Below are 12,837 nucleotides of genomic sequence, written 5' to 3'. Positions count from 1 at the left end.
CCATGAAGGCCTTTTTCAAATCCCACACCGGCGCTATGGTGGTGATGACGGCGGTCATCCTCCTCTCCGTCCTGCTGGGGACCCACCGCTCTCTGACCACTGAGCGCGCCAAGGTGGAGGCGATATTCTATCAGGGGGACGGCAGCGGCTACTCCATCGCAGCCGACCTGAACGAATGCCTGGATATTACGGCCAACCTGCTCACCGTGGCCGGGCGCTACCTGGAGGAGAATGCCCTGGCCAAACTGGAGGGCAGCCGGAACATGCTTGCGGACTGGCATGGCATCACCAGTGCCCACTCCGCCTACGACCGGCTGATGGAGGAAGCGGAGGCGGTGCTGGACGAGTTGGAGCGCCAGACGCTGACGGAAAAGGACGCGGAGTATGTCCAGGGCTTCCGCACCGACCTGGCTGCCCGGGCGGACACCATCGCCCGGGACCCCTATAACCAGGCGGCGGAGGCGTTTAACGAAAGGGTCCTGGGCGCGTTTCCGGCCAGTCTGCTGGGCCGCCTGACCTTTGTCCGCGAGGCTGAAGTATTCGCCGCATCTTAGGAGGAACCAATGAAACGACATAAGCTGCTTTCCATCCTGTGCTGTGCCATGCTGTGCCTGGGTCTGCTCTCCGGCGCAGCCCTGGCGGTGGCGGAGCCCACGGAGGAGTTCTACGTGTGCGACGAGGCCGGCGTGATTGACGCGGATACGGAGGAGTATATCATTGAGCAGAACAAGACCCTGCTCAGCGCCACCGGTGGAGAGATCGTGGTGGTGGCGGTGGACTTTATGGACGGCATGTCCAGCGACGACTACGCCATGGCGGTGGCGGAGAACTGGGGCGGCATCGGCGACGGGGAGCTTAACAACGGCTTCCTGCTGGTATTCGCCGTGGGGGAGAACAAGGTGTACGCCATGGCGGGCTCCGGCCTGCAGAGCGCCCTGTCCGCCTCCAGAATCGAGCGCTATCTGGAGGACTCCTTTTACGACGATTACGACGCTGGGGAGTATGACCGGGCGGTGCGCAATTTCTTTGATGACATCTATAACTGGTACATAGACTACTATGGCGTTACCTCGGGCGGTGTACAGGACGTCCAGCCCGAGGGGCCAAAACCGGTCTATACGCCCGAGGCGGAAAATGACCGGATTTTCTTTTTCGTGGGCCCCATGGTGGGATTTGTGGTGTTCTTTGTGATCCTGGTGCTCATTGTGGTGCTGGCGATGGACAGCAGCCGATACAGCCGTTATCGCAGACGCTACTGTATGCCCGGCATGCCGCCTCCGCCCTATGTCTACCGGCCCTTTATCTTTGGGTGGGGCGGGCGGCGGTACTACCGCACCCACGGCTGCTATCCGCCGCCTCCGCCCCCAAGACCCCGTCCGCCCAGAGACCGGGGCCCCCGTCCGCCCATGGGCGGCGGCCCCTTTGGCGGCGGCAGTTTCCGCGGCGGCGGCGCGGGCCGGACCGGAGGGCCCTTTGGGGGAGGCCGCGGGGGCTTTGGCGGCGGTTCCCGCGGGGGCTTTGGCGGCGGCAGCTTCCGCGGTGGCGGAGGCGGCTTCCGGGGCGGCGGCGCGGGTCGGCGCTGAGCGGATGAGTGAGAGAAAGAGAGGAATTCTAGATGGGATTTAACCGGCCTGAGGCCAAAATGAGAGCCCGCGCCAGCATCCGGGGGACCTACCCTCATCCGGCACTGGTGACGCTGATCTATTTTCTGCTGACCACTGTGCTCACCAATGTGATTATGGCGTTTGTGAGCGATCCGTTTCAGACCGCGTATCTGTATCTGATGGACGGCGTGTATGCGCCGGAGCGGATTTTTCAGACCATTTTTACCCCTGGGCGGGTAGGGCTGTATTTGGTGCTGCAGATTCTGATTAGCCTGTACACCTGTGTGATGCAGTTCGGCTATACCTCTTACGCGCTGAGGCTCTCCCGCTGGGAGCAGCCCGGCTACCGCAATCTGATGGACGGCTTCGCAGTGGTGGGGCGGGTCATCGGCATCAACCTCCTGATTGCCATATTTGTGTGGCTGTGGACCATGCTGGCTATGATCCCCTATATGATCGTTATGGTGATTGCTGCGGTCAGCCAGAGCGCCGGGCTGATGGTCCTGGCGGTTCTCCTGGCGATTGTGGGCACGATTTTCGGCGTATCGGTGAGCTATCGGTATCGTCTGGCCCTCTATTTCATGCTGGACCATCCGGATTGGGGCGTGATGGAGTGCATCCGGCAGAGCAAGCAGACCATGAAGGGCTGGAAGTGGCCCCTGTTTGTTATGGACCTGTCCTTCCTGGGATGGATGATCCTGGAGCTGCTCACCTTTGGCATCCTGAGCCTGTGGGTCAGCCCCTATCAGTCGGCCAGCCAGGCCAATTTCTACAGCTGGGTGGTATATGGAGCATTTCCGGAGCCCCCTGCGCCGCCGGTCAACAACCCAGGCCCTGCCTTCTAAGCTGCAAAAAACGTGCGGACAAGAGCTGTCCGCACGTTTTTTCTGGAGAGAAGGGAATTGCGTTAAATGGGCCTCATTGCTATCTTGTTCGTGTTGGTGCTGTGCCCTAAATCCCGGCCGCCAAGCGGTGCAGTACGCATTCAGGTATGACTTCAGAGAGATTTTTGTTATTCTTCACAAAAAATATTGACAAAACCTTGCGTGTTATATATAATAAATTTGCAATAACCAAAAATCCGAATCGGTTATTAAGAAACGACTTTGGCCAGTCTTCGGAAGACTCTGGCAATTTTACATGGCATGTGCTATAATCCTATCGTTGACACTAGCGGATACGAAAGGGTGCATTGCCATGCCAAGGCATTTTACAGAAGAAGAAAAGGAACTGATCCGGGGGCGGCTTTTGGATGTAGGGCTGGAGATGTTCGAGCGGTATGGCTTGGACAAGACTAATATAGAGGGCCTGACCCGGGAGGCTGGCATCTCCAAAGCCTCTTTTTATGCCTTTTTTAACTCCAAGGGTGACCTTTTTATGCAGGTATACCAGCGCGAACGGCAAAAGGCCCATCAGTTTTATCGGAACAAATATGATAACATGGGGCCCGAGGTAGAGATTGGAGCGATCGTGGCGGGTTATGCCAGAGACATGCGGGACATTCTCTCCAAGCGCCCTATTCTGGATATCATGTACAAGTTCCGCGGCCTGGATCTCATCAGCGAGATCGGTGCCCGGGAGAGCCTGTTGAGCTATAACCATGAGATGAACATGGAGATGGCGGAAATGATCCAGGGGTGGATGGACAAAAGAGGCACTTTTTCTATCTCGGGCCGGATCATAGCCGAAATGCTACGTGCCCTTAATTTCCTGCGGTGGCATGACTACGCCATTGGATATGACGTCTATGACGAGGTGATTGAGCGTTTGACTCTCTCTATTGTGGATACCCTTAACCGTTCTAAAATCAGCGACCAGCCGGCCATTACCTCCTGAGGGAATGAGCTGCTCCAGCGGCTTGCCTCTCAGGCGGGTGGCGCTGGAGCAGTTTTTATACCCTGACAAATACCAAATAACCAAAATAATTTTTTATTTATTTATGTGGGAGGGAACGTTATGAAGGAGACAGGCTGTGGGATCGTGGGCTTTGGAATGTATTTTCCAAAGTCCTACCGTGATTACCGCGAAATTGCCCAGCGGACTGGGGCGCCAGAGGAGGTGGTGCGCGACAAAATGGGGTTGGACGGGCTCCACTACGCCGGACCGAAAGACCACACCAGTGTACTAGCCATTGAGGCGGCCAAGGATTGTCTGAAGAATACCGGCGTCGACCCCAAGGAGATCGACCTGATCATCTACTTTGGGGAAAACTATGGCGATTACATACTCTATTCTATCGGCCCGGCCGTACAAAACGCTATTGGCGCGGTGAATGCCTGGGTGTACCAGGAGGAGTGCAAATGCGCCTCCGCCATTCCGGCGCTTCAGCAGGCCAAGATGTATATCCAGTGTGAGGAGGACATCCATACGGTCATGCTGGTAGGGGGCTACCGGAATACGGATAAGGTGGACTATGCCGACCGGAGCATGTCCTTCTTCTACGACCTATCCACCGCCGGCGCGGCCTGTATTATTAAGGAGGGATGGCCCGATCGTCAGATTCTGGGATGCCACTGCATTACCGACGGCCGATTCCACGACGCCATCATCGTCCCCGGCGGAGGCACCCGCATCCCCATCACCCATGAAAATCTAGACCAGCCCTACTACCACTCCTGGCGGCTTACCGATCCAGATGGGTTCCGAAACGACCTGGGCGCGGTGACCTATAAAAATCTGATCGGTTCCATGGAGAAGGCGCTGGCTAAGTCTGGGAATACCCTGGCGGACTTGGACTTCTACATCCCGCTACACATGAACGTCAAGGCCCAAAAGACGGTATGCGAGATGGTGGGGCTGCCCCTGGAAAAGAGCTATTATCTCCGAAAGCACGGCCACATGGGCCAGTTGGATATGCTCATCGGCGCAGCCCTGGCCGAGGCGGAGGGACTCATTCACAAAGGGGATCTAGTGGGCCTCAACTCTATGGGAATCAGCTATACGTGGGGTGGCGCGGCGATCCGCTGGTAGAGGGGGACGGTGGCAACAGCATGGAAAGTGCTTATTTAAAGGACTATCAGGAGCGCCTGCGCTCTGTGGAGCAGATTATCGATATGATCCACGACGGCGCTTTTATCAGTGCAGGTCAGTTTGCGGGCAATCCCCAGGGGTTGCTGTCCGGCATCCATCGGATTCAGTCCCGCGCCCGAAATGTGACGCTCCAGTCTTCCTTTCTTATGGGAGATTATCCCTTCCTCGCCGAGCCTGGGATGGAGGAAAGCCTCCTGTTGGAGGCGTGGTTTTACGGGGCGAAGGAGCGCGCAGCTCACCCCACCGGGCTGGTCAGTCTTATGCCCGGGGGACTGGGCCTTCTGGCCGCGAAGAAACTGTCTTATCAGCGCCCTACGATGTTCTGGGGGATGTCCTCCCCCATGGACAGCCACGGGAACTTCAACTTGGGTATGAGCGTGGCCTACGAGATGGATATGCTGGAGGCGGCCGATATCGTGGTGATTGAGGTCAACGACCAGGCACCCCGGGTCTTTGGCGGAAATACCGTCCACCTCCGGGACGTGGACTTTGTGGTGGAGCACTCCGCCCCCATGCCCACCACCTCTCCCGCGCCCATTGGCGAGGCGGAAGATGCCATCGGCAGGCACGTCGCCTCCCTCATTGAAGACGGCGCCTGTATCCAGCTGGGCATCGGCAATATTCCGGACGCAGTGGGGAACCACCTGTCGGACAAAAATGACCTGGGTGTTCACACTGAACTGATCACCGACTCCATGGCCCGTCTCTGGGAGCAGGGGGTCATCACCAATCAACACAAAAAGCTGTGGCCTGGAAAAATGATCGGCACCCTGGTCCTGGGCAGTCAGGCACTCTACGATTTTATTGACGACAATCCGCAGGTCGAACTCCACCGGGGCAGTATCGTCAATAATCCCTATCTCATCGCTATGAATGATAATCAGGTCAGCGTCAACACAGCTCTTCAGGTGGATCTCACTGGGGCAGTGGCCTCCGAGTCCATTGGCCCCCGGCAGTTTTCCGCCACCGGAGGTCAGTTTGAAACCGCTTACGGCGCGCAACTGTCCAGGGGCGGGAAATCCATTATCGCCCTCCATGCCACCGCCAAGAATGGAGCGATTTCCACCATCATCCCCACCATGGAGTCAGGGACGGTGACCACACTCAGCCGCAACGACGTGGACTACGTAGTCACCGAGTTCGGTATCGCGCCTCTGCGGGGGCGCCCCATCCGGGAGCGTGTGGAGAATCTGATTTCCATCGCCCATCCCAAATTCCGTGACCAACTCCGCTGCCAGGCGAAAGAGTTGCGAATCTGGTAAAGCTCAAATAAAAAAGAAAGGAAGCGTTTCTCATGTCTACCGTTCTACTGGAAAAGAAAGACCGCATCGCCACTGTTACTATCAACCGACCGGAGGCCCTCAACGCCCTCAACGCGGAGGTTATGGGCGCGCTGGAGGAGGCCTTCAAGGCCCTGGACAAAGACAGCCAAGTCGATGTGGTGATCCTCACCGGCACCGGGCGCTCCTTTGTGGCGGGGGCCGACATCACCGCCATGCTGCCTATGACCGCCGTGGAGGGCAAGGCCTGGGGCGTCTGGGCCAACGAGGTGTTTTTGAACATTGAGAATCTCTCCAAACCCGTTATCGCCGCCGTCAACGGTTTTGCTCTGGGCGGTGGCTGTGAGCTGGCCATGGCCTGCGACGTGCGGATTGCCAGTGAAAAGGCGAAATTTGCCCAGCCCGAGGTGGGACTGGGCATCACCCCCGGCTTCGGCGGCACCCAGCGTCTGCCCCGCATCGTTGGGACTGGGCGGGCCATGGAGCTGATTCTCAGCGGCAGGCAGATTGACGCGGTTGAGGCTGAACGCATCGGTCTGGTCAACAGGGTACTGCCCCACGATCAGCTGATGGCCGCGGCGGAGGAGCTGGCCAGGTCTTTCCTGGCAAATGCGCAGATTGCCGTGCGGCAGGCCAAGCGCTGTATCCGCAAAGGCACGCAAACCGACATTGATACCGGCGTGGCCTATGAGGCCGAGGCTTTCGGTCTCTGCTTCTCCACGGAGGACCAAACCGAGGGTATGTCTGCCTTTGTGGAAAAACGGAAGGAAAAACACTTCCAGGGGCGGTAAGCTCAAAAACGCAGGCATGACCTTAGGGTCCCGTCGGCTTATAAGTGACTCAAGTGTTCCCCTACCCGTAGTCTCCCCGCAAGGTCAATTTATCTGTTCTGAAGAGGGCAAGCAGCAATCGTGTACCGTCCAATCGCTCTTTAAGTAAAGAGACAAAATATTTAGGAGGTATTCAAATGAAAAAGCGACTGGTCTCTCTGGCACTGGCAGCACTGATGATCCTCTCCCTTGCAGCTTGTAGCGGTACTGCAGCAAAGCCGACACCCACCTCCCAGGGTGCAAATGAGACACCCGCCATCCAGCCCTCCTCCACGCCGACCCCTGTTGACGATGGCACCCAAGGGGTCACCGACACTGAAATTCTGATCGGCAACACCTGCTCCGTCTCCGGAGCTCTGGCTTCTACCGGTATTCCCATGGTAGCGGGCCTGGAAGCCTACTTGGAGATGGTGAATGAGTCTGGTGGTATCGGCGGAAGAAAAATTACCTATGTCCACAGGGATGACGACTTCGACCCTATCAAGGGCAAGGCCTACCTGCAGGAGCTGGTGGAGGACGTGAAGGTCTTTGCCATCGTCATGGATTTCGGTACCCCCGTGGTGGCCGCCACCGTGGACGATCTGAAGAGCTACGGCATTCCTACTGTCTACTTTGCCACCGGCATCGGTCAGCTCTACGCCGAAGGTGCGACCACCAATGCGGACGGAGTAAATCTCTTCCCTGTGCAGCCCATCTATATCACGGAGGGGCAGCTGATGACCGCCCGCTGTGTGGCCAACTTTAACGCTCGAAAAATCGGCGTGATCTATACCAACGACGATGCGGGCAAGGACATGATGAACGGCGCGCAGATGAAAGCCCAGGAGTTGGGCGTGGAGCTGGTGTCCCAGCAGGTTGTTGCTGGAACTGCAGATGCATCCAGCGCCGTCACCGCCATCAAGAGCGAGGGTGTGGATGCCGTTATCGTGGCAGCGATCCAGGCCACCATGCCCACCATAGTCAAGGAGATGGTCGCCCAGGGAATGGACGTTCCCGCTATCACCTCCTATGTCAACTGCTCCATGGCAATGACTGACCTGATTTATGAATCAATCAGCGGAAAGTTCGATGTCTACGCCAACGGCTGGCTGGACTACACCACGGAGGTCAACCAGGAGGCCTATAACCTGTACCTGGAGTGGATCCCCGAGGAGTACGCCCTGAACGCTTACGCTCAGTGCGGCTGGATCGCCGGAGCCACCTTCTGTGAAGGCCTGCGCCGCCTGGAGGATTCTGGCGAGGAGGTCACCTGGACCAACTACATCGCCGCTATGGAAGAGGCGCCCGTGGCCATCCCCTTCGGTGCTGTTATCGACTATGCTGGCGGCATGCGTACCGGTACTCAGTCCATGAACCTGTTCCGCTGCGACAAGAACGATCCCTCCGGTATCGGCTGGGCTCAGATGTATCCTCTGGAGAGCATTGACGAGATCCTCGCCGGTGTGAAATAAGGTTGGTGAAGAACTTTGCCCTATCTAAACTTTAATGGAAAGCAAATCTACTATGAGGAGCACGGGGCTGGAAAGCCCCTGCTCATCCTCAATGGCATCATGATGTCCGTCAGAAGCTGGGAAGCATATGTGGAGGCCTGGTCGGCCCAGAATCGCCTGATATTTATGGATTTTCTCGATCAGGGCCGGTCGGACCGGGCAGATGGACCCTATGAGCAGGACCTCCAGGTGGAACTTGTCCTGGCGCTGCTGGACCATTTGAATGTGAAACAGGCTAACATCATGGGCTATTCTTACGGCGGAAAAATCGCCCTCCAATTTGCTCTCAAGTATCCCCATCGTCTGGACAGGTTGCTCCTGTTCAACACTACTGCGTGGACCAGCCCGTGGCTGCGGGATATTGGGGAGTCGTGGAACAAGGCGGCATATGACGGCGACGCCTTTTACCTTGCCACCATCCCGATCATCTATTCTCCGGATTTTTATACCCGGGAAAATGCATGGATGGAACGGCGCAGGGTGGCCCTCACCCCCCTCTTCCACGACAGAGCCTTCTTGGAGGGGATGGTCCGCCTGACAAATAGCGGTGTGGGCTACGACATCCGGGAAGAGTTGCCGCGTATCGAGGCCCCCACCCTGGTGGTGTCTAGTGAGTACGATTACCTCATCCCCGTGGAGGAGCAGCGGTTCCTGGTTTCCCAGATTCCGAACAGTCGCCATATGGTGATCCCCAACAGCGGACATGCCTCTATGTATGAAAGACCGGAGTTGATGACCTCGTTGTTGTTGGGATTTACCAACGCAAGTATCCTGGACTTCAAGTTTATCTAGTTTTAATGGACGGTATGAAACCGGACGAGAAAGGAAATAACTATGAATTTTGAGTTGACACAAGAGCAGAAGCAGATTCAGGCTCTGGCCCGCGAGTTTGCTGAAAAGGAGCTCCTCCCCCAGGTTCGTGAGCGTGACGCCGCCAGCGAGTTCCCCATGGAGCAGTTCCGCAAGCTGGGCGAGACCGGCATCTACGGCCTGCCTTACCCTACTGAGTTGGGAGGCATGGGCGGCAGCTATCTCAGTTACATACTGGCTGTGGAGGAGATTTCCAAGGTTGACGCCGCTTTCGGCATCTCCTTCTCTGTGGATACCTCCTTGTATGGCGGTAGCATCATGAACTCCTCCGCCCCTGACGAGATCAAGAAGAAGTACTTGGCTCCCATCACTTACGGCAAGAAGATCGGTTCCTTCGGTCTAACAGAGCACACCGCCGGTTCCGATGCCGCCGGCCAGCGCACTGTTGCTGTTCAGGATGGCGACAGCTACATCATCAACGGCTCAAAGTGCTTCAACACCAACGGCCCTCTGGCTGACTACACCGTGGTGTACGCCCTGACCGATCCCGCTCTGGGCACCAAGGGTATGGCCGCTTTTGTGGTTGAGAAGGGTACTCCCGGCTTCACCGTAGGCGTTATCGAGAACAAGATGGGTATCCGTACCGCTCCTGTTTCTGATATGCATCTGGAGAATGTGCGCGTTCCTGCTGAGAACATGATAGCCAAGCCCGGCGAGGGCTTCAAGCTGGCCATGAAGACTCTGGACGGAGGTCGTATCGGCGTTGCTGCTCAGGGCCTGGGTCTGGCTAAGGGCGCTTTCGAGATCGCCCGCAAGTACATGATGGAGCGTGAGCAGTTTGGTAAGCCCATCAGCAAGCAGCAGTACCTGGCCTTCAAGATGGCCGAGCTGAAGACCGACATTGAGACTGCTGAGCTGATGCTCTACAAGGCCGCTATCTGCAAGGAAGAGGGCAAGCCCTATACCGTGCCTGCTGCCATGGCCAAGATGACTTGCACCAACATCGCCATGAAGGTGACCACCGAGGCTGTCCAGATGCTGGGCGGCAACGGCTACATGAAGGACTATCATGTGGAGCGCATGATGCGCGATGCCAAGATCACCCAGATCTACGAGGGTACCAACGAGATTCAGAAGCTAGTTATCAGTGGCGCCCTTTTCCGCTAAACTAAAAGTATTAAAAAGAGGAAGACCTCCGGCTAAGCTGGAGGTCTTCTTTTTACCCTAGAACCTATAGAGCATCGTTATTGCAGTTGTTACGACAGAAGATAGGGAGCTTCCTGCCCTAAGTTTTTTGATTGGTCATATGACCTGATATTCCTTGAGCAGCTTTTCCAGCTCGGTGCCCTCGATTTTCTTCAGAGCCTCCTTCAAAACCAGCTTCTCCTTGAAGCCCAGATCCATATCTGTGAGCTTTCTGCCGTCGCGCAGTTGCACCGTGGCGTTGAGAAGATCGCGGATATCATAGACGCTGCCCCATACCTCAGGCACACCCCGGTCCACATTCAGAAGGGTATAGACTGCCTCCATGCCAGTGCGGATGGAATACTCGGTGGTGAAGATGGTGTCCCGCTTGGTCTCGGCGAACTGACCCAGGAAGGCGAAGTTCACAGCGCCCTCCGGAACCACGTCGGGCCGGTCGCCGTAGGCGCGGGGCATAAAGAAGGCGTCGATATAGGGCATCATCACCGGCACGGTGTTGGCGCTGTGGGCGGCCATGTCCTCGATTTCATCCAGCGGCACGCCGATGTGGTAGAGCCACTCCATGCAGATTTCCCTGCCGGTGCACTCCCGCATGGGCTTTTTGACAAAATCGCCGGGCTTGTCGGTGAACAGGGAATAGACCCACACCAGGCAGTGGTCCTTAGGCTGCTGGCGGAACTGGGGCTGGCGGTTGATGGTCCAGCTCATCAGCCAGGAGGAGTCCTTCACGGTGACGATGCCGCCGGTGACCACCTTGCCGGTGAAGGGGTCCCGTTTGCAGATGTTTTTAATGTAAGGAATAATCCTTTGGTCCAGGGTCTCTACGGTGGCGCTCATCCAGTTGGTCTGCTCCGGGTCGGAGCAGAACTTGTCGGGATGACCGAAGGAGGGGTCTTGGGCGGCAATTTTGCGCCACATGTCCCAGCCTCCGCCGGGCTTGAGCGCGGTGTGAAAGGCGGCGGGCGTATCCTGGCTGCCCATGGAGGAATTTTCCACACAGCCGCCGTTGGTGATAAACACCAGGTCGTTTTCCGTCAGACCGATGGTCTCCGCCTTTCCATCCCTCAGGACCTGGATGCCGGTAGCCAGCTTTCTGCCGCCAGCACAGTCAAAGGTCACGTTGGTGACCTGCACGCCGTAATGGAACTGCACGCCGAAACCCTCCAGGTACTTGACCATGGGCAGAATCATGGACTCGTACTGATTGTACTTGGTAAAGCGAAGGGCCTTGAAGTCGGGCAGCCCGCCGATGTGGTGGATAAAGCGCTGGAGATACAGCTTCATTTCCAGGGCGGAGTGCCAGTTTTCAAAGGCAAACATGGTGCGCCAGTACAGCCAGAAGTTGGAGGTGAGTACCTCGTCGTCAAACACATCCGTGATGCGCTTGTCCTGAAGCTGCTCGTTGGGGGTAAAAAAGAGCTTCATGATCTCCATGGCGCCCCGGTCGGAGATGGCAAATTTCCCATCTGTGTGGGCGTCCTGTCCCCGGTCTACCGTGGCCCGGCACAGGGAGTAGTTGGGGTCGGCCTTGTTCAGCCAGTAGTACTCGTCCAGGACGGAGACACCCTCGGTCTCGATGGAGGGGATCGAGCGGAACAGATCCCACATACACTCAAAGTGGTTGTCCATCTCCCGGCCGCCCCGCATCACATAGCCCACATTTTCATATTTGTAGCCGTCGCAGGCACCGCCTGGGATGGAGTCTTTCTCCAGAATATGCACGTGCTCGCCCTTCATCTGACCGTCCCGGACTAGGAAGCAGGCGGCCGCCAAGGCAGCCAAGCCGCTGCCGATGATATAGGCCGACTTCCCGTCCACGCCCTCCGGCTTCCGGGGGCGGGCAAAGGCTTCATAATTACCGCTGGAATAATACATGGTTCATTGCCTCCGTTTTCTTTTTGATGGCCCTATTGTGCCACCAGAAGGACGGTAAGGCAATAAACAGAACCGGCGCCGTGCTCAAACTTTGAGCACGGCGCCGGAATTGTTCAGACTTTGAACAGACAGGGCGGTTTGTTTAACCGCGGTCGGCGCGGTAGCGGTCCAGCGCGGCGGCAATGTTCCCGTGGAGCAGAATGCTCAGCCGGTCAATGATGGACTGGGGGTCCTCCTTCATGCCGTTTTTGATCCAGTCCAGCATCAGCCCCACAAAGGCAAATTTATAAAAGTCCGCAATAAACTTTTTGTCCTCATCCCGCACAGACATACCGGCCGCCTTTTCCTCCACCACACCGATGAGCAGGTCATAGGTCAGCTGGTAAAGGTAGCGCTCAATCTGCTCCCTGCTAACGGAATGATAGACGTTCATGACAAAGGGCCTGTTGTCCAGGACCGCCTCAAAGATCTGAAGAAAGCCCTGCTCCCAGGTGTTATAGGTCTTTTTCCCCTCCAGGGCCCTGGCGGCATCCTCCACACAGGACCACTCGATCAGGTCGTAAATATCCTTGAAGTGGTAGTAAAAGGTCATCCGGCTGATGCCGCAGTCCTCCGCAATATCACTGATGGTGATCTTATCCAGCGGCTTTTGCAGTAGCAGGTGTTTGAGGGAAGCCTCCAGCGCGCGCTTGGTGGTTTGAGACAAAGCAAGACC

Annotated in this window: 12 protein-coding genes; 10 read left to right on the top strand and 2 right to left on the bottom strand. The window is 57.0% G+C overall.

Translation table 11 applies throughout. The features are described 5' to 3' along the window. Positions 1-2: 2 nt before the first annotated feature. The 10 genes from H9Q75_RS04555 (at position 3) to H9Q75_RS04510 (ending at position 10,211) form a co-directional block, all read left to right on the top strand. Complete coding sequence (locus H9Q75_RS04555) at positions 3-554, top strand: hypothetical protein (protein WP_186564931.1); 552 nt, start codon at positions 3-5, stop codon at positions 552-554. A 9-nt stretch (positions 555-563) separates the two neighbouring features. Then, positions 564-1,583 (top strand): TPM domain-containing protein, encoded by a 1,020-nt coding sequence (locus H9Q75_RS04550; RefSeq protein ID WP_186564930.1) that lies wholly within the window; start codon positions 564-566, stop codon positions 1,581-1,583. A 32-nt stretch (positions 1,584-1,615) separates the two neighbouring features. Further along, positions 1,616-2,449, top strand: a complete 834-nt coding sequence (locus H9Q75_RS04545; protein ID WP_186564929.1) for a DUF975 family protein — start codon at positions 1,616-1,618, stop codon at positions 2,447-2,449. Positions 2,450-2,801: 352 nt separating this feature from the next. Then, positions 2,802-3,440 (top strand): TetR/AcrR family transcriptional regulator, encoded by a 639-nt coding sequence (locus H9Q75_RS04540; RefSeq protein ID WP_186564928.1) that lies wholly within the window; start codon positions 2,802-2,804, stop codon positions 3,438-3,440. A 120-nt stretch (positions 3,441-3,560) separates the two neighbouring features. Further along, positions 3,561-4,574, top strand: coding sequence for a 3-oxoacyl-ACP synthase (locus tag H9Q75_RS04535; RefSeq protein ID WP_186564927.1), 1,014 nt, complete (start codon positions 3,561-3,563; stop codon positions 4,572-4,574). A gap of 20 nt (positions 4,575-4,594) precedes the next feature. Further along, positions 4,595-5,896 (top strand): acetyl-CoA hydrolase/transferase family protein, encoded by a 1,302-nt coding sequence (locus tag H9Q75_RS04530; RefSeq protein WP_186564926.1) that lies wholly within the window; start codon positions 4,595-4,597, stop codon positions 5,894-5,896. A 32-nt stretch (positions 5,897-5,928) separates the two neighbouring features. Next, positions 5,929-6,705 carry an enoyl-CoA hydratase-related protein gene (locus tag H9Q75_RS04525; RefSeq protein ID WP_186564925.1) on the top strand — a complete coding sequence of 259 codons (777 nt, stop codon included), beginning with the start codon at positions 5,929-5,931 and terminating at the stop codon, positions 6,703-6,705. A gap of 176 nt (positions 6,706-6,881) precedes the next feature. Beyond that, complete coding sequence (locus tag H9Q75_RS04520) at positions 6,882-8,195, top strand: ABC transporter substrate-binding protein (protein WP_186564924.1); 1,314 nt, start codon at positions 6,882-6,884, stop codon at positions 8,193-8,195. 15 nt (positions 8,196-8,210) lie between these two features. Beyond that, positions 8,211-9,026 carry an alpha/beta fold hydrolase gene (locus H9Q75_RS04515; protein WP_186564923.1) on the top strand — a complete coding sequence of 272 codons (816 nt, stop codon included), beginning with the start codon at positions 8,211-8,213 and terminating at the stop codon, positions 9,024-9,026. A gap of 42 nt (positions 9,027-9,068) precedes the next feature. Beyond that, the gene (locus H9Q75_RS04510) at positions 9,069-10,211 is read left to right on the top strand and encodes an acyl-CoA dehydrogenase family protein (RefSeq protein WP_186564922.1); all 1,143 of its coding nucleotides are present in this window, start codon (positions 9,069-9,071) and stop codon (positions 10,209-10,211) included. Positions 10,212-10,346: 135 nt separating this feature from the next. Here the strand turns inward: H9Q75_RS04510 and H9Q75_RS04505 are convergent, their stop codons facing one another. Then, a complete protein-coding gene (locus tag H9Q75_RS04505) occupies positions 10,347-12,122 on the bottom strand; it encodes an oleate hydratase (RefSeq protein ID WP_186564921.1) in 1,776 nt (591 codons plus the stop codon). Positions 12,123-12,264: 142 nt separating this feature from the next. After that, the gene (locus H9Q75_RS04500) at positions 12,265-12,828 is read right to left on the bottom strand and encodes a TetR/AcrR family transcriptional regulator (RefSeq protein WP_186564920.1); all 564 of its coding nucleotides are present in this window, start codon (positions 12,826-12,828) and stop codon (positions 12,265-12,267) included. Positions 12,829-12,837: the final 9 nt, after the last annotated feature.

This window comes from Lawsonibacter celer (assembly GCF_014281125.1).
Lineage (GTDB): Bacteria > Bacillota > Clostridia > Oscillospirales > Oscillospiraceae > Lawsonibacter_B > Lawsonibacter_B celer.
Note: the sequence above shows the minus strand (reverse complement) of the source record. Positions and strands in the feature narration are given on the sequence as shown.